Genomic DNA, 23,834 nt, shown 5'->3' with positions numbered 1-23,834 from the left:
CGATACCGAATCAAATCTAGTAGGAGTATTTCAAATGGCAATCACCAAAGACGACATCCTGGAAGCCGTTGGCGCGATGTCCGTGATGGAACTGAACGACCTGGTCAAGGCGTTCGAAGAGAAGTTTGGCGTGTCGGCCGCTGCCATGGCCGTGGCTGCTGCTCCGGGCGCTGCCGGTGCTGCTGCTGCCGAAGAGCAGACCGAGTTCAACGTGATCCTGGCCGAAGTCGGCGCCAACAAGGTTGGCGTGATTAAGGCTGTTCGCGAAATCACCGGCCTGGGCCTGAAGGAAGCCAAGGACCTGGTCGATGGCGCACCGAAGCCCGTCAAGGAAGGCGTGGACAAGGCTGCTGCTGCCGAAGCCAAGAAGAAGCTGGAAGACGCCGGCGCCAAGGTCGACGTCAAGTAATGCTGTACTCGCGTGCCTCGCGGCACGCGAAGGGGGCTGGCAAAGGGAAATTCCCGGCGCCAGCCTTTTTGCGCTTGTGCGATTGTGTTTTAGTCACCACTCGACACAGCGCTAATGCGTGACTAACGCAGTAAAAGTGATGTTTGCGATTCGCGGCGAAGATCGATTTGCCGGCGATTCAGCAGAGGCCAAACATCAGTGGCACACTAAGTGGTTGCTGCTGATGTTTGTCTTCTGAACCGACTGCAGAAGACAAGTTTGGTCGGGTGTCCCCCGGGCGAGTACAGGCGTTGCGCTGAAGCGACGACCACACCGCCCGCAGCGTGCGGACACCGTCAGCCAGAGGTTGGTAGCGGCCAACCGCCAAATCCCCTCCCAGTCGCTGAACACCTCAGGTCCGGCCAGGTCCAGCCAGTCCTGCGATGATTCGGAGATCCCATGGCGTACAGCTTCACCGAAAAGAAGCGCATTCGCAAAAGCTTTGCGAAGCGCGCGACGGTACATCAGGTTCCATTCCTGCTTGCCACCCAGATTGAATCCTACACCCAGTTCTTGCAAGCGGATACGCCACCCGCACGTCGCAAGACCGAAGGCCTCCAGGCCGCTTTCAACGCAATTTTCCCGATCTCCTCGCATAACGGGCTCGCCCGTATGGAGTTCGTCTCGTATCACCTGTCCAACCCGCCGTTCGATGTCAAGGAATGCCAGCAGCGTGGCCTGACGTTCCATTCGGCGCTGCGCGCCAAGGTTCGCCTGATCATCAACGATCGCGAGAACCCGGGCAAGGTAAAGGAAGTGAAGGAGCAGGAAGTCTACATGGGCGAGATTCCGCTCATGACTTCCACGGGTTCGTTCGTCATCAACGGCACCGAGCGTGTCATCGTCTCGCAGCTGCACCGCTCGCCGGGCGTGTTCTTCGAGCACGACAAGGGCAAGACCCACAGCTCGGGCAAGCTGCTGTTCTCGGCACGTATCATCCCCTACCGCGGCTCGTGGCTGGACTTCGAATTCGATCCGAAGGACATCCTGTACTTCCGCGTCGACCGCCGCCGCAAGATGCCGGTGACGATCCTGCTGAAGTCGATCGGCCTGACCCCGGAACAGATCCTGGCGCACTTCTTCGTGTTCGACAACTTCACGCTGCAGTCGGAAGGCGCACAGCTGGAGTTCGTGCCCGAGCGCCTGCGCGGTGAAGTCGCGCGCTTCGACATCGCCGACAAGAACGGCCGCGTGGTGGTCGAGAAGGACAAGCGGATCAACGCCAAGCACATCCGCGACCTGGACTCGGCCGGCACCAAGCTGATCAGCGTGCCGGAAGACTACCTGCTGGGCCGCGTGCTGGCCAAGAACATCATCGACCCGGACACCGGCGAGGTGATCGCCAACGCCAATGACGAGCTGACCGAAGCGCTGCTGGAAAACCTGCGCGAAGCCGGCGTCAAGCAGATCCAGACCCTGTACACCAACGATCTGGACCAGGGCCCGTACATGTCGCAGACCCTGCGCGTGGACGAGACCGTCGACCAGACCGCTGCGCGTATCGCGATCTACCGCATGATGCGTCCGGGCGAGCCGCCGACCGAAGAAGCCGTGGAAGCGCTGTTCCAGCGCCTGTTCTACAGCGAAGAGTCGTACGACCTGTCGCGCGTGGGCCGCATGAAGGTCAACAGCCGCCTGGGCCGCCCCAGCGGCGAAGGCGCCATGGTGCTGCAGGACGAGGACATCCTCGAGACCATCAAGATCCTGGTCAACCTGCGCAACGGCAAGGGCGAGGTCGATGACATCGATCACCTGGGCAACCGTCGCGTGCGTTGCGTCGGCGAACTGGCCGAGAACCAGTTCCGCGCCGGCCTGTCGCGCGTGGAGCGTGCCGTCAAGGAACGTCTGGGCCAGGCCGAGACCGAGAACCTGATGCCGCACGACCTGATCAACTCGAAGCCGATCTCGTCGGCGATCCGCGAGTTCTTCGGTTCGTCGCAGCTGTCGCAGTTCATGGACCAGACCAACCCGCTGTCGGAGATCACGCACAAGCGCCGCGTCTCCGCACTGGGCCCGGGCGGCCTGACGCGCGAGCGCGCCGGCTTTGAAGTCCGCGACGTGCACCCGACCCACTATGGCCGCGTGTGCCCGATCGAAACGCCGGAAGGTCCGAACATTGGCCTGATCAACTCGCTGGCACTGTATGCCCGCCTGAACGAATACGGCTTCCTGGAAACGCCGTACCGCAAGGTGGTCGACAGCAAGCTGACCGACGAGGTCGACTACCTGTCGGCGATCGAGGAAGGCAAGTACGTGGTGGCGCAGGCCAATGCGACGGTCGATGCCGACGGCAACCTGACCGACGAACTGGTGTCGGCGCGTGAAGGCTCCGAGCGTGAAACCCGTATGGTGACGCCGGATCGCGTGCAGTACATCGACGTGGCGCCGTCGCAGATCGTGTCGGCCGCTGCCTCGCTGGTGCCGTTCCTGGAACACGATGACGCGAACCGTGCACTGATGGGCGCGAACATGCAGCGCCAGGCCGTGCCTTGCCTGCGTCCGGACAAGCCGCTGGTCGGCACCGGCATCGAGCGCACCGTTGCGGTCGACTCGGGCACCGCCGTGCAGGCGATGCGTGGCGGCGTGGTCGACTACGTCGACGCGATGCGTATCGTGATCCGCGTGAACGACGACGAAGCCGTGGCCGGTGAAGTCGGCGTGGACATCTACAACCTGATCAAGTACACGCGCTCGAACCAGAACACCAACATCAACCAGCGTCCGATGGTCAAGGTGGGCGACCACGTGGCCCGCGGCGACGTCATCGCCGACGGCGCCTCGACCGACCTGGGCGAACTGGCGCTGGGCCAGAACATGCTGGTGGCGTTCATGCCGTGGAACGGCTACAACTTCGAGGATTCGATCCTGATCTCGGAGCGTGTGGTGGCCGAAGACCGCTATACCTCGATCCACATCGAGGAACTGTCGGTCGTCGCCCGCGACACCAAGCTGGGACCGGAAGAAATCACGCGCGATATCTCGAACCTGGCCGAAGCCCAGCTGGCGCGCCTGGACGAGTCGGGCATCACCTACATCGGTGCCGAGGTCGAAGCCGGCGACGTGCTGGTGGGCAAGGTCACGCCCAAGGGCGAGACCCAGCTGACGCCGGAAGAGAAGCTGCTGCGCGCGATCTTCGGCGAGAAGGCGTCGGACGTGAAGGACACCTCGCTGCGCGTGCCGTCGGGCATGAGCGGCATCGTGATCGACGTCCAGGTCTTCACCCGCGAAGGCGTGACCCGCGACAAGCGTGCCCAGTCGATTATCGACGACGAACTGAAGCGCTACCGCCTGGACCTGAACGACCAGCTGCGTATCGTGGAAGGCGACGCATTCCAGCGTCTGGAGCGCCTGCTGGTCGACAAGACCGTCAACGGTGGTCCGAAGAAGCTGGCCAAGGGTGCCAAGATCACCAAGGAGTACCTGGCGGACATCGACAAGTACCACTGGTTCGACATCCGTCCGGCCGACGAGGAACTGGCTGCCCAGCTGGAAGCCGTCAAGGAAGCCATCGAGCAGAAGCGCCACGAGTTCGACCTGGCCTTCGAAGAGAAGCGCAAGAAGCTGACGCAGGGCGACGAACTGCCGCCGGGCGTGATCAAGATGGTCAAGGTCTACCTGGCCGTCAAGCGCCGCCTGCAGCCGGGCGACAAGATGGCCGGCCGTCACGGTAACAAGGGTGTGGTGTCGAAGATCGTGCCGATCGAAGACATGCCGTACATGGCGGACGGTACCCCGGCCGACATCGTGCTGAACCCGCTGGGCGTGCCGTCGCGGATGAACGTGGGCCAGATCCTGGAAACCCACCTGGGCTGGGCCGCGCGCGGCCTGGGCCAGCGCATCGGCGACATGCTCAAGGCGCAAGCCAAGGCGCAGGAACTGCGCACGCTGCTCTCGCAGATCTACAACGAGAGCGGCAAGCCGGAAGACCTGGACAGCCTGTCCGATGCCGAAGTGCTGGAACTGGCGAACAACCTGAAGAAGGGCGTGCCGTTTGCGACCCCGGTGTTCGACGGTGCCCACGAGGACGAAATCCGCCGCATGCTGGACCTGGCCTACCCGGACGACGTCGCCCGCGAAAAGGGCCTGACGGCTTCCAAGCAGCAGGTCACGCTGTTCGACGGCCGCACCGGCGAAGCGTTCGAGCGTCCGGTCACGCTGGGTGTGATGCACATGCTGAAGCTGCACCACCTGGTCGACGACAAGATGCACGCACGTTCGACCGGCCCGTACTCGCTGGTGACGCAGCAACCGCTGGGCGGCAAGGCCCAGTTCGGTGGCCAGCGTTTCGGTGAGATGGAAGTGTGGGCACTGGAAGCCTACGGCGCGTCGTACGTGCTGCAGGAAATGCTGACGGTCAAGTCCGATGACGTGAACGGCCGTACCAAGGTGTACGAGAACATCGTCAAGGGCGAGCACTCGATCGATGCCGGCATGCCGGAATCGTTCAACGTGCTGGTGAAGGAAATCCGCTCGCTGGGTATCGACATCGACCTCGATCGCTACTGATCAGGGCAGGTGAGGGTGCCGGCCGCGGCCGGTACCCGCCAGCGAACAGGATTTCCCACAGAATGAATGCCATCGTCCCGGACCAACTCCGGGCCGCTGGCGAAACAAGGAGTTGCAATGAAAGCATTGCTCGATCTCTTTAAGCAGGTACAGCAGGAAGAGCAGTTCGACGCGATCAAGATCGGCCTGGCCTCGCCCGAGAAGATCCGTTCGTGGTCGTACGGCGAAGTGAAGAAGCCGGAAACGATCAACTACCGTACGTTCAAGCCGGAACGCGACGGCCTGTTCTGCGCCAAGATCTTTGGCCCGATCAAGGACTACGAGTGCCTGTGCGGCAAGTACAAGCGCCTGAAGCACCGTGGCGTGATCTGCGAGAAGTGCGGCGTTGAAGTGACGCTGGCCAAGGTGCGTCGCGAGCGCATGGGCCACATCGAACTGGCCGCGCCGACCGCGCACATCTGGTTCCTGAAGTCGCTGCCGTCGCGCCTGGGCATGGTCCTGGACATGACGCTGCGCGACATCGAGCGCGTGCTGTACTTCGAAGCATTCGTGGTGATCGAACCCGGCATGACCCCGCTCAAGAAGAGCCAGATCATGTCCGAAGACGACTACCTGGCGAAGTGCGACGAGTACGGCGAAGGCGAGTTCGTCGCCATGATGGGTGCCGAGGGCATCCGTGAACTGCTGCGCGGCATCGACATCGAGAAGCAGATCGAACAGATCCGCGCCGAGCTGCAGGCCACCGGTTCCGAAGCCAAGATCAAGAAGTTTGCCAAGCGCCTGAAGGTGCTCGAGGCCTTCCAGCGTTCGGGCATCAAGCCCGAGTGGATGATCCTCGAGGTGCTGCCGGTGCTGCCGCCGGAGCTGCGCCCGCTGGTGCCGCTGGACGGCGGCCGCTTCGCGACCTCGGACCTGAACGACCTGTATCGCCGCGTCATCAACCGTAATAACCGCCTGAAGCGCCTGCTGGAGCTGAAGGCCCCTGAGATCATCGTGCGCAACGAAAAGCGCATGCTGCAGGAAGCGGTTGACTCGCTGCTGGACAACGGCCGTCGCGGCAAGGCGATGACCGGTGCCAACAAGCGTCCGCTGAAGTCCCTGGCCGAAATGATCAAGGGCAAGGGCGGCCGTTTCCGTCAGAACCTGCTGGGCAAGCGCGTCGACTACTCGGGCCGTTCGGTCATCGTGGTCGGCCCGACGCTCAAGCTGCACCAGTGCGGCCTGCCCAAGCTGATGGCGCTTGAGCTGTTCAAGCCCTTCATCTTCCACAAGCTGGAAACGATGGGCATCGCCACCACCATCAAGGCGGCGAAGAAGGAAGTCGAAAGCCAGACCCCGGTGGTGTGGGACATCCTCGAAGAGGTGATCCGCGAGCACCCGGTGATGCTGAACCGTGCGCCGACGCTGCACCGCCTGGGCATCCAGGCGTTCGAGCCGGTGCTGATCGAAGGCAAGGCGATCCAGCTGCACCCGCTGGTCTGCGCGGCGTTCAACGCCGACTTCGACGGTGACCAGATGGCTGTTCACGTGCCGCTGTCGCTGGAAGCGCAGATGGAAGCCCGCACCCTGATGCTGGCCTCCAACAACGTGCTGTTCCCGGCCAACGGCGACCCATCGATCGTGCCGTCGCAGGACGTGGTGCTGGGCCTGTACTACACCACCCGCGACAAGATCAACGGCAAGGGCGAGGGCATGACCTTCGCCGACATCAGCGAAGTGATCCGCGCGTACGAGAACAAGGAAGTCGAACTGGCTTCGCGCGTGAACGTGCGTATCACCGAGTATGAGCTGGTCGACAAGGACGCCGAAGGCGACGCGCGTTTCGCGCCCAAGATCACGCTGCAGGCCACCACGGTCGGCCGCGCGATCCTGTCCGAGATCCTGCCGAAGGGCCTGCCGTTCTCGGTGCTGAACAAGCCGCTGAAGAAGAAGGAAATCTCGCGCCTGATCAACACGGCGTTCCGCCGCTGCGGCCTGCGCGAGACCGTGATCTTCGCCGACAAGCTGCTGCAGTCGGGCTTCCGCCTGGCGACCCGCGCCGGTATCTCGATCGCGATCGACGACATGCTGGTGCCGCCGGCCAAGGAAAAGATCATCGCCGAGGCCTCGGCCAAGGTGAAGGAATACGACAAGCAGTACATGTCGGGCCTGGTGACCGACCAGGAACGCTACAACAACGTCGTGGACATCTGGGGCGCCGCCGGCGACCAGGTGGGCAAGGCGATGATGGAGCAGCTGCAGCACGAGGACGTGGTCGACCGCGAAGGCAAGACCGTGAAGCAAGAGTCGTTCAACTCCATCTACATGATGGCCGACTCGGGCGCACGGGGTTCCGCCGCGCAGATCCGCCAGCTGGCCGGCATGCGTGGCCTGATGGCCAAGCCGGATGGCTCGATCATTGAAACGCCGATTACGGCGAACTTCCGTGAAGGCCTGAACGTTCTGCAGTACTTCATCTCGACCCACGGTGCCCGTAAGGGCCTGGCCGATACGGCACTGAAGACCGCGAACTCGGGTTACCTGACTCGCCGCCTGGTCGACGTGACGCAGGATCTGGTCGTGGTGGAAGACGATTGCGGCACCTCCAACGGCGTGGCCATGAAGGCCCTGGTCGAAGGCGGTGAAGTGATCGAAGCCCTGCGCGACCGTATCCTCGGCCGCGTGACCGTGGCCGACGTGGTCAATCCGGAAACCCAGGAAACCGCGATCGAGGCCGGCACGCTGCTGGACGAAGACCTGGTCGAGCTGATCGACAACATCGGCGTCGACGAAGTCAAGGTCCGCACCCCCCTGTCGTGCGACACGCGCTACGGCCTGTGCGCCAAGTGCTACGGCCGCGACCTGGGCCGCGGCGTGCTGGTGAACTCGGGCGAAGCGGTGGGCGTGATCGCCGCGCAGTCGATCGGTGAGCCGGGCACGCAGCTGACCATGCGTACGTTCCACATCGGTGGTGCGGCATCGCGTGCGGCAGTGGCCTCGAGCGTGGAAGCGAAGGCGACCGGTACGGTGCGCTTCACCGCGACCATGCGCTACGTGACCAACGCCAAGGGCGAACTGATCGTGATCTCGCGTTCGGGCGAGGCGCTGATCACCGACGACCACGGCCGCGAGCGCGAGCGCCACAAGATCCCGTACGGCGCCACGCTGCTGGTGCAGGACGGCCAGTCGATCAAGGCCGGCACGCAACTGGCCACGTGGGACGCGCTGACGCGCCCGATCGTTTCGGAGTACTCGGGCACGATCAAGTTCGAGAACGTCGAAGAGGGCGTGACCGTCGCCAAGCAGATGGACGAAGTCACCGGCCTGTCGACCCTGGTGGTGATCGACGCCAAGCGCCGCACGGCCGCAACCAAGGGCATCCGCCCGCAGGTGAAGCTGCTCGACGCCAACGGCCAGGAAGTGAAGATCCCGGGCACGGACCACTCCGTGACCATCGGCTTCCAGGTCGGCGCGCTGATTACCGTGAAGGACGGCCAGCAGGTGCACGTGGGTGAAGTGCTCGCGCGTATCCCGACCGAATCGCAGAAGACCCGGGACATTACCGGTGGTCTGCCGCGTGTGGCCGAGCTGTTCGAAGCGCGTTCGCCGAAGGACGCCGCCGTGCTGGCGGAAGTCACCGGCACGACCTCGTTCGGCAAGGACACCAAGGGCAAGCAGCGCCTGGTCATCACCGACCTGGACGGCAACGCCCACGAGTTCCTGATCGCGAAGGAAAAGCAGGTGCTGGTGCACGACGGCCAGGTGGTGAACAAGGGCGAAATGATCGTGGAAGGTCCGGCGGACCCGCATGACATCCTGCGCCTGAAGGGCATCGAAGAGCTGGCGCACTACATCGTCGACGAAGTCCAGGACGTGTACCGTCTGCAGGGCGTGAAGATCAACGACAAGCACATCGAGGTGATCGTTCGCCAGATGCTGCGCCGTGTTCAGATCGTCGATGTGGGCGACACCAAGTTCATCCCGGGTGAACAGGTGGAGCGTTCGGAACTGCTCGACGAGAACGATCGCGTGATCGCCGAAGGCAAGCGTCCGGCGACCTACGAGAACCTGCTGCTGGGTATTACCAAGGCGTCGCTGTCGACCGACAGCTTCATCTCGGCGGCATCGTTCCAGGAAACCACGCGCGTGCTGACCGAAGCCGCGATCATGGGCAAGACCGACGACCTGCGTGGCCTGAAGGAAAACGTGATCGTCGGCCGTTTGATCCCGGCTGGTACCGGCCTGGCCTACCACCGTGCCCGCAAGGCACGCGAGGCCTCGGAGCGCGAACGCGCCCAGGCGATCGCCGAAGAAGAGCAGTCGCTCTTCATCGAGCCGCCGGTGGTGCAGGCGACCGAGGGCGAAGGCGACAACGCCTGATCCCGTTGCAGTGATGACACCCGCCGCAAGGCGGACCAAAGCCCGGCTGATCCAGCCGGGCTTTTTTTTCGCCCGCGCGCGGCGCGGCCCCTCGGCCGATTTCGTGAGAAACATCGGAGAGTTTGCCGCGCAGGCGCGGCGGCCAGCCCCCTTAGTGGTAAGGTTACGGCTTTTCCGGCTCCAGCATTTCCGTTGTCCATGTCGCAAGCACTGGCGATCCTCAAGGATGTCTTCGGCTACCACGCCTTCCGCGGGCGCCAGGCCGAGATCATCGACCACGTCGCCACCGGCGGCGATTGCCTGGTGCTGATGCCGACCGGCGGCGGCAAGTCGCTGTGCTACCAGATCCCGGCGCTGCTGCGCCAGCGCGCCGGCGATGGCGTCGGCATCGTGGTGTCGCCGCTGATCGCGCTGATGCAGGACCAGGTCGCGGCGCTGACCGAGGCCGGCGTGCGCGCCGCGGTGCTCAACTCGACGCTGACCGGCGCCGAGGCCTCCGCGGTCGAGCGCGACCTGCTGGCCGGGCGCATCGAGATCCTCTACGTGGCGCCGGAACGGCTGATGACGCCGCGCTTCCTTGACCTGCTGGAGCGCACCCGCGTCGGCCTGTTCGCGATCGACGAAGCCCACTGCGTGTCGCAATGGGGCCACGATTTCCGCCCCGAATACATCCAGCTGTCGGTGCTGCACGAACGCTTCCCGTACGTGCCGCGCATCGCGCTGACCGCGACCGCCGACGCGCTGACGCGCGACGAGATCGTCGAGCGGCTGGCGCTGCACGACGCGCGCATCTTCATCTCCAGCTTCGACCGGCCCAATATCCGCTACCGCATCGTCGAGAAGGACAATGCGCGCCAGCAGCTGCTGGCCTTCATCAAGGCCGAACATACCGCGGCCGACGGCACCCACGACAGCGGCATCGTCTATTGCCTGTCACGCAAGAAGGTCGAGGAGACCGCGCAGTGGCTGAGCGGCCACGGCATCAACGCGCTCGCCTACCACGCCGGCATGGACGCCCAGGTGCGGCAGCATCACCAGGCCCGCTTCCGCGTGGAGGAAGGGCTGGTGATGGTGGCGACGATCGCCTTCGGCATGGGCATCGACAAGCCCGACGTACGCTTTGTCGCCCACCTGGACCTGCCCAAGAGCATGGAGGGCTATTACCAGGAAACCGGCCGCGCCGGCCGCGACGGGCTGCCCGCCAATGCCTGGATGGCCTACGGCCTGGGTGACGTGGTGCAGCAGAAGCGCATGATCGACGAATCCGAGGCCGACGAGGCCTTCAAGCGCGTGTCATCGTCCAAGCTCGATGCGCTGCTGGGTTTATGCGAAACCGCCGGCTGCCGGCGCGTGCGCATCCTGGCGTATTTCAACGAAGCCAGCGAACCGTGCGGCAACTGCGATACCTGCCTCGAGCCGCCCGCCACGTGGGACGGCACGCGCGAGGCGCAGATGGCGCTGTCCTGCGTCTACCGTACCGCGCAGGCCAGCCGCGTGCACTTTGGGGCCACCCACCTGATCGACGTGCTGCGTGGCAATGCCTCGGAAAAGATCAGGCAATGGGGCCATGACAAGGTCTCGACCTTCGGCATCGGCAAGGACCGCTCGGTGCATGAATGGCACACGGTGTTCCGCCAGCTGATCGCGCAGGGCTTGCTGACCATCGACCATGGTGGCCATGGCGCGCTGCTACTGGGCGAGGACGCCCGCGCAGTGCTCAAGGGGGAGCGCCAGATCATCCTGCGCCGCCAGGCTGCCAGGCCGGGCAAGTCCGGCGAGCGCGCGGCGCGCGGCACGCGCATCGACCATACCGCCGACATGGACGCCGATACGCTGGCCAACTGGGAGGCGCTGCGCCGCTGGCGCACCGAGGCCGCGCGCGAGCATGGCGTACCGGCCTACGTGATCTTCCATGACGCCACGCTGGCCGAACTGGCGCGCACCGCGCCGGATTCGCTCTCGGCGATGCAAGGCATTCCCGGGATTGGCGCCTCCAAGCTGGAGCGCTACGGGCAGGGCATCCTCGACACCCTGCGCGGGGCCTAGCCGCGAGGGTCTGCCAGTCGGGTATACGGCTTGACGGTATACGATTCCGCTGCTAGGATGCCAGATTCGAGTTTTTGGCTTTGGATTTCGCTCGCCCGTCGGATAAGTGGCCTTCAGGTCGCTGCCGGCAAGCCTACCGGACTGGGTTTCCATGGACGGGTGGCGGCAGACGCGGGATCCGGGTGCCGGCTCGCGCTCTTTGGCATGCTGTTACCGCACAGTCCCGTCTCCAGAGCGCCCGCTCACCTCTCCCGCCCAAAACCCGTAGTTGCCTCTCCAGCCTGGCGCATGCCGGCACGAGGGGCGTTTTTCGTAAAACCAAGCTGGATTGAACAATGCCAACTATCAACCAACTGGTTCGCAAGCCGCGCGTCTCGGAAGTCATCAAGAGCAAGAGCCCGGCGCTTGAGAACTGCCCCCAGCGCCGTGGCGTATGCACCCGTGTGTACACCACGACGCCGAAGAAGCCGAACTCGGCACTGCGTAAGGTCGCCAAGGTGCGCCTGACCAACGGTTTCGAAGTCATTTCGTACATCGGCGGTGAAGGCCACAACCTGCAGGAACACTCGGTCGTGCTGATCCGCGGCGGCCGTGTGAAGGATCTGCCGGGTGTGCGTTACCACATCGTCCGTGGTTCGCTGGATCTGCAAGGCGTGAAGGACCGCAAGCAGGCCCGTTCGAAGTACGGCGCGAAGCGTCCGAAGGCAGCCTAAGTTTCGGCAGCCTGGGCCCGCAAGGCCCGAAGCAACAGACGATAGCCTGTGGCGCAAGTCATGGTGCTGTCACCAGGCGGCGGTACAACGGAGCGCCTTTTTGGCAACCGTGCCGTCGAGTAAGTGGTCACCCGGCGAATTTGCTGTCATTGCATGCAAGCTAGTTGGTGGCCGGAGAGCGGGAAACTCTGACCGCGCTCTCAACTGAATCTAAAGGAAAGAAGATGCCACGTCGTCGTGAAGTCCCCAAGCGGGATGTTCTGCCTGATCCGAAGTTCGGCAACGTTGAAGTTGCCAAGTTCATGAACGTGCTGATGCTGGACGGCAAGAAGTCGGTTGCCGAACGTATCGTTTATGGCGCGTTCGACCAGATCGAAAAGAAGGCAGGCAAGGCCCCCATCGAAGTGTTCTCCGTTGCCATCAACAACGTGAAGCCGGTGGTGGAAGTGAAGAGCCGTCGCGTGGGCGGCGCCAACTATCAGGTTCCGGTCGAAGTCCGTCCGTCGCGTCGTTTGGCATTGGCGATGCGCTGGCTGCGTGAGGCCGCGAAAAAACGCAGCGAGAAGTCGATGGCGCTGCGCCTGGCAGGTGAGCTGCTGGAAGCATCGGAAGGCCGTGGCGGCGCGATGAAGAAGCGCGACGAAGTGCACCGCATGGCCGAAGCCAACAAGGCGTTCTCGCACTTCCGCTTCTAAAGCGAGCGAAAACATTGTTGGTTGCCGGGCGGGTTGTGTTTTTACACATCTCGCCCGTTTGTGTTAGGGGCGCAGGCCATGAGATGCCGGCGCCTCACGGACGAATAGAGGATTAAAGTGGCTCGTAAGACTCCCATCGAGCGTTACCGCAACATCGGTATTTCGGCTCACATTGACGCGGGTAAAACCACCACGACCGAGCGCATCCTGTTCTACACCGGTGTGAACCACAAGATCGGTGAAGTGCACGACGGCGCTGCCACCATGGACTGGATGGAGCAGGAGCAGGAGCGTGGTATTACCATCACCTCCGCTGCCACCACCGCCTTCTGGAAGGGCATGGCCGGCAACTACCCCGAGCACCGTTTCAACATCATCGACACCCCGGGCCACGTGGACTTCACCATCGAGGTGGAGCGTTCCATGCGCGTGCTGGACGGCGCCTGCATGGTGTACTGCGCCGTGGGTGGCGTGCAGCCGCAGTCGGAAACCGTCTGGCGTCAGGCCAACAAGTACCGCGTGCCGCGTCTGGCATTCGTCAACAAGATGGACCGTACCGGCGCCAACTTCTTCAAGGTCTACGACCAGCTGAAGACCCGCCTGAAGGCCAACCCGGTGCCCGTGGTGGTGCCGATCGGCGCTGAAGACGGCTTCCAGGGCGTTGTCGACCTGCTGGAAATGAAGGCGATCGTCTGGGACGAAGCCAGCCAGGGCGTGAAGTTCGAATACAAGGACATCCCGGCAGAGCTGCAAGCCACCGCTGACGAATGGCGCGAGAAGATGGTCGAGTCCGCCGCCGAAGCCAGCGAAGAGCTGATGGAAAAGTACCTGGGCGGCGAAGAGCTGACCCGCGCCGAGATCGTCAAGGCGCTGCGTGACCGTACCATCGCTTGCGAAATCCAGCCGATGCTGTGCGGCACCGCGTTCAAGAACAAGGGCGTGCAGCGTATGCTCGACGCCGTGATCGACTTCCTGCCGTCGCCGGTCGACATTCCGCCGGTTACGGGCACGGACGAGGACGACAGCGAGAAGAAGCTCGAGCGCAAGGCGGACGACAACGAAAAGTTCTCGGCACTGGCGTTCAAGATCATGACCGACCCGTTCGTCGGCCAGCTGATCTTCTTCCGGGTGTACTCGGGCAAGATCAATTCGGGCGACACCGTGTACAACCCGGTGAAGCAGAAGAAGGAGCGTCTGGGCCGTATTCTGCAGATGCACGCCAACCAGCGCGAAGAAATCAAGGAAGTGCTGGCCGGCGACATCGCCGCCGCGGTGGGCCTGAAGGATGCCACCACGGGCGACACGCTGTGCGATCCGGCTGCGCCGATCGTGCTCGAGCGCATGGTGTTCCCGGAGCCGGTGATCTCGCAGGCAGTGGAGCCGAAGACCAAGGCCGACCAGGAAAAGATGGGCATCGCCCTGAACCGCCTGGCCGCCGAAGATCCGTCGTTCCGCGTGCGTACCGATGAAGAATCGGGCCAGACCATCATTTCGGGCATGGGCGAGCTCCACCTCGAAATTCTGGTCGACCGCATGAAGCGCGAATTCGGCGTGGAAGCCAACATCGGCGCGCCCCAGGTGGCCTACCGCGAAACCATCCGCAAGAAGGCCGAGGACGTCGAAGGCAAGTTCGTCAAGCAGTCGGGCGGCCGCGGCCAGTACGGTCACGCCGTGATCACGCTGGAACCGCAAGAGCCGGGCAAGGGCTTCGAATTCGTCGATGCCATCAAGGGCGGTGTGATTCCTCGCGAATACATCCCGGCGGTCGAAAAGGGTATCGTCGACACGCTGACGGCCGGTATCCTGGCTGGCTTCCCGGTGGTGGACGTGAAGGTCACGCTGACGTTCGGTTCGTACCACGACGTGGACTCGAACGAAAACGCGTTCCGCATGGCCGGCTCGATGGCTTTCAAGGAAGCCATGCGCAAGGCCAGCCCGGTTCTGCTCGAGCCGATGATGGCCGTGGAAGTGGAAACGCCGGAAGACTACACCGGTACCGTGATGGGCGACCTGTCGTCCCGCCGCGGTATCGTGCAGGGCATGGACGACATGGTGGGCGGCGGCAAGATCATCAAGGCCGAAGTCCCGCTGTCGGAAATGTTCGGTTATTCGACCGCGCTGCGCTCGGCCACGCAAGGCCGCGCCACCTACACCATGGAATTCAAGCACTACGCCGAGGCGCCGAAGAACATCGCCGAAGCAGTGATGGCGGCCAAGGGCAAGTAAATAAGCTGTATGCCGCCGCGTCCGCCAGGACGCGGCGGCGTGATGAATCGACAAGACTGCATTCCATTAGGAGCTGAAAAAAATGGCAAAGGAAAAGTTCGAGCGGACCAAGCCGCACGTGAACGTTGGTACGATTGGTCACGTTGACCATGGCAAGACCACGCTGACCGCAGCGATCGCCACGGTGCTGGCAGCGAAGTTCGGTGGTGCGGCCAAGAAGTACGACGAAATCGACGCAGCGCCGGAAGAGAAGGCCCGCGGTATTACCATCAATACCGCCCACGTCGAATACGAGACGGCCAACCGCCACTACGCGCACGTTGACTGCCCGGGCCACGCCGACTACGTCAAGAACATGATCACCGGTGCCGCCCAGATGGACGGCGCGATCCTGGTGTGCTCGGCCGCTGACGGCCCGATGCCGCAGACCCGCGAGCACATCCTGCTGGCCCGCCAGGTTGGCGTGCCGTACATCATCGTGTTCCTGAACAAGTGCGACATGGTGGACGACGCCGAACTGCTCGAGCTGGTCGAGATGGAAGTGCGCGAGCTGCTGTCGAAGTACGAGTTCCCCGGCGACGACACCCCGATCATCAAGGGTTCGGCCAAGCTGGCGCTGGAAGGCGACAAGGGCGAGCTGGGCGAAGTGGCCATCATGAACCTGGCCGACGCGCTGGACAACTACATCCCGACGCCGGAGCGTGCCGTTGACGGTACCTTCCTGATGCCGGTGGAAGACGTGTTCTCGATCTCGGGTCGCGGCACCGTGGTGACCGGCCGTATCGAGCGCGGCATCATCAAGGTCGGCGAAGAAATCGAAATCGTCGGTATCAAGCCGACCGTGAAGACCACCTGCACCGGCGTGGAAATGTTCCGCAAGCTGCTGGACCAGGGCCAGGCTGGCGACAACGTCGGTCTGCTGCTGCGCGGCACCAAGCGTGAAGACGTCGAGCGCGGCCAGGTGCTGTGCAAGCCGGGTTCGATCAAGCCGCACACCCACTTCACCGGCGAGGTGTACATCCTGTCGAAGGACGAAGGCGGCCGTCACACCCCGTTCTTCAACAACTATCGCCCGCAGTTCTACTTCCGTACCACCGACGTGACCGGCTCGATCGAGCTGCCGGCGGACAAGGAAATGGTCATGCCGGGTGACAACGTGTCGATCACCGTCAAGCTGATCGCCCCGATCGCCATGGAAGAAGGCCTGCGCTTCGCCATCCGCGAAGGCGGCCGTACCGTCGGCGCCGGCGTCGTGGCAAAGATCCTCGACTAAGCACTTCCTGGGACATGCCTGCGGGCATGTCCCCATTCAACGGGCAGCTTGCCCAATCGCTCTTTTAAGGAAATATCATGCAGAACCAGAAGATCCGTATCCGCCTGAAGGCTTTCGACTATCGCCTGATCGACCAGTCGGCCGCCGAAATCGTGGATACCGCCAAGCGTACCGGCGCGATCGTCAAGGGCCCGGTGCCCCTGCCGACCCGCATCCAGCGCTTCGACATCCTGCGTTCGCCGCACGTCAACAAGACCAGCCGCGATCAGTTCGAGATCCGCACCCACCAGCGCCTGATGGACATCGTCGACCCGACCGACAAGACGGTTGACGCGCTGATGAAGCTCGACCTGCCGGCAGGCGTGGACGTCGAGATCAAGGTGTAACGATGTTTCGGGCCGCCCGCGCGGCTTGATGCAGCAAAACGGCGAACCTCGGTTCGCCGTTTTTGTTTGGTGGCGCGTCGCACGGCGACGCCCCCCAGGCGCTTACACGCTGCCGCGCCGGCGCAGCGTCTCGGCCGGGCACTCGCCGAACGCGCGCCGGTACTCGGCGCTGAAGCGCCCCAGGTGGGTAAAGCCCCAGCGCAGCGCGGCGCCGGTCACTGACGACAGCGCCGCATCGTTGAGCAGGTCGTGCCGTACCCGGTCCAGCCGGACCGTGCGCAGGTAGGCCATCGGGCTCAGCCCGCGATGCTCGCGGAACCCCGCATACAGGCTGCGCAGGCTGACACCCGCGATCTCCGCCAGCAGCGCCGGCGTCAGCGCGGCGGCGGCATGGGCGTGGATATACTCCTCGACCACTTTCACATGGCGCGGCGCCAGCGGCTTGCCGTGCCGCTGCAGCGCCTCCGACAGGCTGTGCGGCTGCAGCGTCAGCAGTGCGCCGATCACCAGTTGCTCGAGCTGGCATGCCGTCAGCGGATGGCGTGCCGCTGCCGGCGCCGCCGCCAGCATCTGTGCCAGATACTCCATCAATGCATACCAGCCGGCGCTGCGCCAGTCCATGCCGAGCTGGAAGCGCAGCGGCGGGTCCGGGCGATGCCCGAGATAGGCGGCGCACACGCGCTCCAGCGCGCTGCGTTCGATGCGTACGATCAGCTGGTCGTTGTCCGCGCTCCAGCGCATCAGCAGCGGGTCGCTGGGCGTCAGCACGGACGCCCAGTCCGGCGTCGACACGATCTGCTGCGCGCCGCAACGGATCTCGGCGTGGCCGCTGAGCGGCATCTGCACCAGCAGGAAGTCTCCGAGCGGGCCCGGGTCGATGGTGACATCGGCGCCGTAGGCGAGGCGGTTCAGCGACACCGCGCCCAGCGGGGCATGGTGCATGCGGGCCGACAGGCTGGCCCCGCGGATATCGAGCCGGTGAGGCTTGAAGACCTTGCCCACCGCCGCGCGCGTCTGCCCGAGGTCGGTCGAGGCGAACACCTGCCGCCCGGCATCGTGTAGCAGGGCATGCGCCAGCGGCGCCGGCGCGCGGGCAGTCGGGGGCAGCTGCAACATGGTCTCGCTCCTCTGGCGTGGCCGCGGCGCTGGCTGGCGTCCACGGCGGCGAGCCGGGGCGCCATGCGCGCAGCATGGTCCACGCAACCACTATAGCGGATCGACCCGCACGACCCCGGCCTTGCGTTGACCGAAGCCTGACTTTCCTGCACTAATCGGATAGCCGCTGCAGCCAGCGGCTAGCTTGCTGCGGTGCGGAGCCACCATCATGGGATCCAGCACGGCAGCGCACCCTCCACCAGCTGTCAGCCAACAGAGAACGACAAGGAGCGCAGGCCATGGGCCAGACCATCCAGATCCAGAACCCCGACGGCAGTTTCAGCGGCTATCTCGCCACACCGGCGACGGGCAAGGGCCCCGGCATCGTGCTGTGCCAGGAGATCTTCGGCGTCAATGCCACCATGCGCCAGGTGGCCGATTACTACGCCGAGGAAGGCTACACGGTGCTGGTGCCCGACCTGTTCTGGCGCATCGCACCGGGCATCGAGCTGACCGACCGCGGCGAAGACTTCCAGCGCGCGCTCGGCCTCTATCAGCAGTTCGACGAAGCGAAGGGCGTGCAGGATGTGGGCGCGGCGCTGGAGACGTTGCGCGCGCGCCCCGAATGCATCGGCCAGACCGGCGTGCTGGGCTTCTGCCTGGGCGGCAAGCTGGCCTACCTGGCGGCCTGCCGGTTGCCCGACGTGGCCTGCGCGGTGGCGTACTACGGCGTCGGCATCGAGCATGCGCTGGGGGAGGCCGCCAACGTACGTGGCCGCCTGGTGCTGCATATCGCGGAGCAGGACGGCTTCTGCCCGCCGCAGGCGCAGGCGGCGATCCGCGAAGCGCTGGCTGGCCGGGACCACATCGAGGTGTACGTCTATGCCGGCGTCGACCATGCCTTTGCCCGGGCCGGCGGCGAGCATTTCGACAAGCCTTCGGCGCTGATGGCGCATCAGCGCTCGATCGCCGCGCTGCGCCGCGAGATGGGCCCGCACTACGACTTTTCGGCGCTGTGGGACAAGCACTGCGAGTATGAATTCGCCTCCCGCGATGTCGACGCGACCATGGCGACGATGGTGGCGCAGCCCTATGTGAACCATATCCCGACCATGACCGGCGGCGTCGGCCATGCGCAGCTGCGGCGCTTCTACCAGCACCACTTCGTGCACAGCAATCCGCCGGACACGACGCTGATCCCGCTGTCGCGCACGGTCGGCGCCTCGCAGATCGTTGATGAGCTGCTGTTCTGCTTCACCCACACCAGCGAGATCGACTGGATGCTGCCGGGCGTGCCACCCACCGGCAAGCGCGTGGAGATCCCGCTGATCGCCATCGTCAAGTTCCGCGGCAACAAGCTGTACCACGAGCATATCTACTGGGATCAGGCCAGCGTGCTGGTGCAGATCGGCAAGCTGGATCCCGCGGGTTTGCCGGTGGCAGGCGTGGAGACCGCGCGCAAGCTGCTGGACGAGACCCTGCCGTCGAACACGCTGATGGCGCGCTGGCAGCAGAGCGAAGGCAAGTAAGCCAGCACCACTGAACGGGAGCAGGCCCGCAGAGGCCTGCCCCGGACCGGACACCGGGGACCGAACCGGCGACAAGCAAGGAGACAACCATGAAGGGATTGCAGGACAAGGTGGCCATCGTCACCGGCGGCGCCACGCTGATCGGCGCGGGCGTCGCACGGGCCTTCATCGAGGCCGGCGCGCGCGTGGCGATCTTCGATATCGACGCCGCCAACGGCGAGCGCGTCGCCGCGGAGTTGGGCAAGGACGCGCTCTTCATCGCGGCCGACATCACGCAGGACGGGCAGGTCCGCGACGCGGTCGGCCAGGTCGCGCAGCGCTTCGGCGGCGTCGATTTCCTGGTCAACCTCGCCTGCACCTATCTCGACGACGGCTTCCGCTCGAACCGCGCCGACTGGCTGGCGGCGCTAGACGTCAACGTAGTCTCGGGCGTGATGCTGGCGCAGGCGGTGCATCCGCATATGCGCGTGCGCGGCGGCGGCGCCATCGTCAATTTCACCAGCATTTCCGCCAACGTGGCGCAGACCGGTCGCTGGCTTTATCCGGTGTCGAAAGCCGCCATCGCGCAGCTGACGCGCAGCATGGCGATGGACCTGGCGCCCGACCGGATCCGGGTGAACTCGGTTTCGCCCGGCTGGACGTGGTGCCGCTTGATGGACGAGGTCAGCGGCGGCAATCGCGCCCGCACCGATGCGGTGGCTGCGCCGTTCCACCTGCTCGGCCGCGTCGGCGAGCCGGACGAAGTGGCGCAGGTGGTGCTGTTCCTCTGCTCCGACCACGCCAGCTTCGTCACCGGCGCCGACTATGCCGTCGACGGCGGCTACGCCGCCATGGGTCCGGAGCAGAACGTGCCCGCCATCGGCAAGCTGGCAGGCTGAACGCCTCGCAACGACCCTTCAGGAGACCACCTATGTCCCAACGCATCGCCATCGTCGGAGCGGGCCAGTCGGGCCTGCAAATGGCCCTCGGGCTGCAGGCCCACGGCTACCGCGTCACGCTGCTGTCCAACCGCACGCCGGAGCAGGTCCGCGCCGGCAAGGTCATGTCCAGCCAGTGCATGTTCGACCGCGCGCTGCAGACCGAACGCGAGATCGGGCTGAACTGGTGGGACGATGCCTGTCCGCCGGTGCAGGGCATCGGCATCGCCGTGCCGCATCCCGAGCAGCCCGGCGCCAGGGTCATCGACTGGGCCGCACCGCTGGACCGGCCGGCGCAGGCGGTCGACCAGCGGCTGAAGATGCCCGCGTGGATGGAGGCATTTGTTGCGCGCGGCGGCGACCTGCGCATCGTCGATGTCGGCATCGACGAACTGGAGGCACTGACGCGCGAGCATGACCTGGTGCTGCTGGCCGCCGGCAAGGGCGAGATCGTCAGCCGCTTCGAGCGCGATGCGTCGCGCAGCCCGTTCGACCGGCCGCAGCGCGCGCTGGCGCTGACCTATGTGACCGGCATGCTGCCGCGCGAGCCGTTCTCGCGGGTTTGCTTCAACCTGATTCCGGGTGCGGGCGAGTACTTCGTCTTTCCGGCGCTGACGCTGTCGGGGCCGTGCGAGATCATGGTATTCGAGGGTATTCCGGGCGGTCCGATGGACCGCTGGGCCGAGGCGCGCACGCCCGAACAGCACCTGGCGGAAAGCCTGCGCATCCTGCGCACCTATGCGCCGTGGGAGGCCGAGCGCTGCGAGCATGTGGCGCTGACCGACGATAGCGGCATCCTGTCGGGCCGCTTCGCGCCGACGGTGCGCAAGCCGGTGCTGACGCTGCCGTCGGGACGGCTGGTATTCGGCATGGCCGATGCCGTGGTGGTCAATGATCCGATCACCGGCCAGGGTTCGAACAATGCTGCCAAATGCTGCAAGGTGTATCTCGATGCCATCCTGGCGCGCGGGGACCAACCCTTCGACCAGGACTGGATGGCACGCACCTTTGAGCAGTACTGGCACTACGCCGGCGATGTGGTGGCCTGGACCAACTCGCTGCTGACCCCGCCGCCGCCTCACATCCTGGCGCTATTGGGCGCGGCGGGGCAGTCGCCTGCGCTGGCGGCCCGCATCGCCAACGGCTTTGATAATCCGCCGGACTACTTCCCCTGGTGGATGGATCCGCAGGCCTGCCATCAGCTGATCGACCACCACCTGCCGCAGGCCGCCTGACATGGGCACCACCAGCCATGCCACCCCCTCGCTCGATCCGCGCGAACTGCGTCGGGTTTGCGGCCGCTACGCGACCGGCGTGGCGGTCATCGGTGCCTGTACGCCGCAGCGGCGGCCGGTCGGCATCACCGTCAACTCGTTCGCGTCGCTGTCGCTGGCGCCGCCATTGATTCTGTGGAGCCTGGCCAGGCATTCGCCCAATGCAGGCCTGTTCGCACCGGGCGCGCCGTTCGGCGTCAGCATCCTGCGCGCCGGCCACGGCGAACTGGCGCGCCGCTTTGCCACGCCGTCGCCGGACAAGTTCGCCGGCGTTGGCCATCGCCGCTGCCCGCACGGCGTGCCTTACCTGGACGAGGCGCTGGCGACGCTGTCATGCCGGGTCGAGCGCGCCGATCCGGTGGGCGACCATTTGCTGATCGTCGGCGCCGTCGGAGCGTTCACGGCAGGGGAGGGCGAGCCGCTGGTTTTCTATGGCGGCGACTTCGTCCGCATCGCGGCCTGACCTGCCTTTTGGTGTGCCTGATGGGCCGCTCCGATAGCGGCCCGTCGTCCCGGCACCACAGCCAGGCAGCGCAAGCGTCACTGCTGCGCCATCCGTGCCTACAACGTTGCGGGCAAATCCGCAATTCATATTGCCCTTTCCAAACTGCTGCGATATAGTGTAAGGCTACCCGTTTCCTCGGGTAGTGGGCTGGCCATTTTGGCCGCGCGCAGTCTTGTTTAGCGCAAGTCCATCCGCGCACAAGCGCAAGCACAGTTTTCGTGTATCAATCAGCCCCGGCCAATCGCAGCTGGGAATGGAGCAAACCATGAGCCTTGGCCTTGTAGGTCGCAAGGTTGGCATGACCCGTATTTTCACGGACGACGGTGAAGCGATTCCCGTGACCGTGGTCGAGGTCGGCGACAACCGCGTGACGCAAATCAAGACGGACGAGACCGACGGTTACACCGCGGTTCAAGTCACCTTCGGCGCACGACGCGCAAGCCGCGTCACCAAGCCGCTGGCGGGTCACCTCGCCAAAGCCGGCGTGGAAGCCGGCGAAATCATCCGTGAATTCCGTATCGACGCAGCCAAGGCTGCCGAACTGCAAGCTGGCGGTTCGCTGTCGGTCGACCTGTTCGAAGTCGGTCAGAAGATCGACGTGCAGGGCGTGACCATCGGTAAGGGCTACGCCGGTACCATCAAGCGCTACCACTTCGCCTCCGGCCGTGCCACCCACGGTAACTCGCGCTCGCACAACGTGCCGGGCTCGATCGGTATGGCGCAGGATCCGGGCCGCGTGTTCCCGGGCAAGCGCATGACCGGTCACCTGGGCGATGTCACCCGCACCGTGCAGAACCTGGAGATCGCCAAGATCGATGCAGAGCGCAAGCTGCTGCTGGTCAAGGGCGCCATTCCCGGCTCCAAGAACGGCAAGGTCATCGTTACCCCGGCCGTCAAGGCCAAAGCCAAAGCTTAAGGAGCGCATGTAATGGAACTCAAGCTCCTCCAGGACAATGGCCAGATCGGCGCCGGCGTTGACGCGTCGCCCGAAGTGTTCGGCCGTGACTACAACGAAGCCCTCGTTCACCAGATCGTCGTCGCTTACCAGGCCAACGCGCGCAGCGGTAACCGCAAGCAGAAGGATCGTGAAGAGGTCAAGCACACGACCAAGAAGCCGTGGCGCCAGAAGGGTACGGGCCGTGCTCGTGCCGGTATGTCTTCCTCGCCGCTGTGGCGCGGGGGCGGCCGTATCTTCCCGAATTCGCCGGAAGAGAACTTCAGCCAGAAGGTCAACAAGAAGATGTTCCGTGCCGGCATGCGCTCGATTTACTCGCAGCTCGCACGTGAAGGTCGTATCAACGTGGTGGACGGTTTCACTGTCGACGCGCCCAAGACCAAGCTCTTGGCCGACAAGTTCAAGGCCATGGGCCTGGACTCGGTGCTGATCATCACCGACAGCCTCGACGAAAACCTCTACCTGGCTTCGCGCAACCTGCCGCACGTGGCAGTTGTCGAGCCGCGCCAGGCTGATCCGCTGTCGCTCGTGCACTACAAGAAGGTGCTGGTGACCAAGGCAGCCGTCGCGCAGATCGAGGAGTTGCTGAAATGACGCAAGTAGCCAAGAACGATCATCGTTTGATGCAGGTGCTGCTCGCGCCGGTGGTTTCCGAAAAGGCAACCCTGGTCGCCGACAAGAATGAACAGGTCGTGTTCGAAGTGGCCCGCGATGCCAACAAGGCAGAAGTGAAGGCGGCCGTCGAACTGCTGTTCAAGGTCGAGGTGCAGTCCGTTCAGATCCTGAACCAGAAGGGCAAGCAGAAGCGCTTCGGCCGTTTCATGGGCCGTCGCAACCACGTGAAGAAAGCTTACGTGTCGCTGAAGCCGGGTCAGGAAATCAATTTTGAAGCGGAGGCCAAGTAATC

General features: G+C 64.5%; 18 protein-coding genes. 16 read left to right on the top strand and 2 right to left on the bottom strand.

Annotated elements, in window-relative coordinates; genetic code table 11:
• Positions 1-34: 34 nt before the first annotated feature.
• Positions 35-409: a 50S ribosomal protein L7/L12 gene (rplL, locus tag ACEI37_RS26180; RefSeq protein WP_012354151.1), complete on the top strand. Its 375-nt coding sequence runs from the start codon at positions 35-37 to the stop codon at positions 407-409.
• Between the two features lie 195 nt (positions 410-604).
• On the opposite strand, the gene ACEI37_RS26175 is transcribed toward rplL, so the two are convergent.
• Positions 605-967, bottom strand: a complete 363-nt coding sequence (locus tag ACEI37_RS26175; RefSeq protein WP_373380332.1) for a hypothetical protein — start codon at positions 965-967, stop codon at positions 605-607.
• Here ACEI37_RS26175 and rpoB point away from each other — a divergent pair.
• The 8 genes from rpoB (at position 848) to rpsJ (ending at position 16,652) form a co-directional block, all read left to right on the top strand.
• The gene (rpoB, locus tag ACEI37_RS26170) at positions 848-4,954 is read left to right on the top strand and encodes a DNA-directed RNA polymerase subunit beta (RefSeq protein ID WP_373378728.1); all 4,107 of its coding nucleotides are present in this window, start codon (positions 848-850) and stop codon (positions 4,952-4,954) included. The two genes, ACEI37_RS26175 and rpoB, sit on opposite strands and share 120 nt — an antisense overlap.
• Positions 4,955-5,071: 117 nt before the next feature.
• Positions 5,072-9,313 carry a DNA-directed RNA polymerase subunit beta' gene (gene rpoC, locus ACEI37_RS26165; RefSeq protein WP_018003796.1) on the top strand — a complete coding sequence of 1,414 codons (4,242 nt, stop codon included), beginning with the start codon at positions 5,072-5,074 and terminating at the stop codon, positions 9,311-9,313.
• A 198-nt stretch (positions 9,314-9,511) separates the two neighbouring features.
• Positions 9,512-11,359: a DNA helicase RecQ gene (gene recQ / locus ACEI37_RS26160; protein ID WP_373378727.1), complete on the top strand. Its 1,848-nt coding sequence runs from the start codon at positions 9,512-9,514 to the stop codon at positions 11,357-11,359.
• Between the two features lie 335 nt (positions 11,360-11,694).
• Complete coding sequence (gene rpsL, locus ACEI37_RS26155; RefSeq protein ID WP_006576501.1) at positions 11,695-12,072, top strand: 30S ribosomal protein S12; 378 nt, start codon at positions 11,695-11,697, stop codon at positions 12,070-12,072.
• Positions 12,073-12,296: 224 nt separating this feature from the next.
• Positions 12,297-12,767, top strand: coding sequence for a 30S ribosomal protein S7 (gene rpsG / locus ACEI37_RS26150; protein WP_010810459.1), 471 nt, complete (start codon positions 12,297-12,299; stop codon positions 12,765-12,767).
• A 117-nt stretch (positions 12,768-12,884) separates the two neighbouring features.
• Positions 12,885-14,993, top strand: coding sequence for an elongation factor G (fusA, locus tag ACEI37_RS26145; RefSeq protein WP_373378726.1), 2,109 nt, complete (start codon positions 12,885-12,887; stop codon positions 14,991-14,993).
• A gap of 82 nt (positions 14,994-15,075) precedes the next feature.
• Positions 15,076-16,266 carry an elongation factor Tu gene (gene tuf, locus ACEI37_RS26140; protein ID WP_373378725.1) on the top strand — a complete coding sequence of 397 codons (1,191 nt, stop codon included), beginning with the start codon at positions 15,076-15,078 and terminating at the stop codon, positions 16,264-16,266.
• A 77-nt stretch (positions 16,267-16,343) separates the two neighbouring features.
• Positions 16,344-16,652 (top strand): 30S ribosomal protein S10, encoded by a 309-nt coding sequence (gene rpsJ / locus ACEI37_RS26135; protein ID WP_006160488.1) that lies wholly within the window; start codon positions 16,344-16,346, stop codon positions 16,650-16,652.
• Between the two features lie 102 nt (positions 16,653-16,754).
• On the opposite strand, the gene ACEI37_RS26130 is transcribed toward rpsJ, so the two are convergent.
• Positions 16,755-17,768: an AraC family transcriptional regulator gene (locus ACEI37_RS26130; RefSeq protein WP_373378724.1), complete on the bottom strand. Its 1,014-nt coding sequence runs from the start codon at positions 17,766-17,768 to the stop codon at positions 16,755-16,757.
• Between the two features lie 278 nt (positions 17,769-18,046).
• Here ACEI37_RS26130 and ACEI37_RS26125 point away from each other — a divergent pair, with 278 nt between their 5' ends.
• The 7 genes from ACEI37_RS26125 to rplW all read left to right on the top strand — a co-directional run bounded on the left by ACEI37_RS26125 (position 18,047) and on the right by rplW (position 23,832).
• The gene (locus ACEI37_RS26125; RefSeq protein WP_373378723.1) at positions 18,047-19,276 is read left to right on the top strand and encodes a dienelactone hydrolase family protein; all 1,230 of its coding nucleotides are present in this window, start codon (positions 18,047-18,049) and stop codon (positions 19,274-19,276) included.
• An 89-nt stretch (positions 19,277-19,365) separates the two neighbouring features.
• A complete protein-coding gene (locus tag ACEI37_RS26120; protein ID WP_373378722.1) occupies positions 19,366-20,154 on the top strand; it encodes an SDR family oxidoreductase in 789 nt (262 codons plus the stop codon).
• Between the two features lie 32 nt (positions 20,155-20,186).
• Positions 20,187-21,428, top strand: coding sequence for a styrene monooxygenase/indole monooxygenase family protein (locus ACEI37_RS26115; protein WP_373378721.1), 1,242 nt, complete (start codon positions 20,187-20,189; stop codon positions 21,426-21,428).
• Position 21,429: 1 nt separating this feature from the next.
• Positions 21,430-21,930, top strand: coding sequence for a flavin reductase family protein (locus ACEI37_RS26110; RefSeq protein WP_373378720.1), 501 nt, complete (start codon positions 21,430-21,432; stop codon positions 21,928-21,930).
• Positions 21,931-22,237: 307 nt separating this feature from the next.
• Positions 22,238-22,888 carry a 50S ribosomal protein L3 gene (gene rplC / locus ACEI37_RS26105; RefSeq protein ID WP_010812397.1) on the top strand — a complete coding sequence of 217 codons (651 nt, stop codon included), beginning with the start codon at positions 22,238-22,240 and terminating at the stop codon, positions 22,886-22,888.
• 12 nt (positions 22,889-22,900) lie between these two features.
• Positions 22,901-23,521: a 50S ribosomal protein L4 gene (rplD, locus tag ACEI37_RS26100; protein ID WP_022536862.1), complete on the top strand. Its 621-nt coding sequence runs from the start codon at positions 22,901-22,903 to the stop codon at positions 23,519-23,521.
• Positions 23,518-23,832 (top strand): 50S ribosomal protein L23, encoded by a 315-nt coding sequence (gene rplW / locus ACEI37_RS26095; RefSeq protein WP_006576245.1) that lies wholly within the window; start codon positions 23,518-23,520, stop codon positions 23,830-23,832. The genes rplD and rplW overlap by 4 nt, the downstream gene beginning before the upstream one ends.
• Positions 23,833-23,834 lie beyond the last annotated feature (2 nt).

This window comes from Cupriavidus nantongensis, assembly GCF_041726985.1.
Classification (GTDB): Bacteria; Pseudomonadota; Gammaproteobacteria; order Burkholderiales; family Burkholderiaceae; genus Cupriavidus; species Cupriavidus nantongensis_A.
This window is presented reverse-complemented; position numbering and strand designations above follow the sequence as displayed.

Excerpts from the sequence above, each read along its gene's own strand:
- rplL (WP_012354151.1), top strand. The coding sequence starts at position 35 with ATGGCAATCACCAAAGACGACATCCTGGAAGCCGTTGGCGCGATGTCC.
- rpoB (WP_373378728.1), top strand. The coding sequence starts at position 848 with ATGGCGTACAGCTTCACCGAAAAGAAGCGCATTCGCAAAAGCTTTGCG.
- rpoC (WP_018003796.1), top strand. The coding sequence starts at position 5,072 with ATGAAAGCATTGCTCGATCTCTTTAAGCAGGTACAGCAGGAAGAGCAG.
- recQ (WP_373378727.1), top strand. The coding sequence starts at position 9,512 with ATGTCGCAAGCACTGGCGATCCTCAAGGATGTCTTCGGCTACCACGCC.
- rpsL (WP_006576501.1), top strand. The coding sequence starts at position 11,695 with ATGCCAACTATCAACCAACTGGTTCGCAAGCCGCGCGTCTCGGAAGTC.
- rpsG (WP_010810459.1), top strand. The coding sequence starts at position 12,297 with ATGCCACGTCGTCGTGAAGTCCCCAAGCGGGATGTTCTGCCTGATCCG.
- tuf (WP_373378725.1), top strand. The coding sequence starts at position 15,076 with ATGGCAAAGGAAAAGTTCGAGCGGACCAAGCCGCACGTGAACGTTGGT.
- rpsJ (WP_006160488.1), top strand. The coding sequence starts at position 16,344 with ATGCAGAACCAGAAGATCCGTATCCGCCTGAAGGCTTTCGACTATCGC.
- ACEI37_RS26130 (WP_373378724.1), bottom strand. The coding sequence starts at position 17,768 with ATGTTGCAGCTGCCCCCGACTGCCCGCGCGCCGGCGCCGCTGGCGCAT.
- ACEI37_RS26125 (WP_373378723.1), top strand. The coding sequence starts at position 18,047 with ATGGGCCAGACCATCCAGATCCAGAACCCCGACGGCAGTTTCAGCGGC.
- ACEI37_RS26120 (WP_373378722.1), top strand. The coding sequence starts at position 19,366 with ATGAAGGGATTGCAGGACAAGGTGGCCATCGTCACCGGCGGCGCCACG.
- ACEI37_RS26115 (WP_373378721.1), top strand. The coding sequence starts at position 20,187 with ATGTCCCAACGCATCGCCATCGTCGGAGCGGGCCAGTCGGGCCTGCAA.
- ACEI37_RS26110 (WP_373378720.1), top strand. The coding sequence starts at position 21,430 with ATGGGCACCACCAGCCATGCCACCCCCTCGCTCGATCCGCGCGAACTG.
- rplC (WP_010812397.1), top strand. The coding sequence starts at position 22,238 with ATGAGCCTTGGCCTTGTAGGTCGCAAGGTTGGCATGACCCGTATTTTC.
- rplD (WP_022536862.1), top strand. The coding sequence starts at position 22,901 with ATGGAACTCAAGCTCCTCCAGGACAATGGCCAGATCGGCGCCGGCGTT.
- rplW (WP_006576245.1), top strand. The coding sequence starts at position 23,518 with ATGACGCAAGTAGCCAAGAACGATCATCGTTTGATGCAGGTGCTGCTC.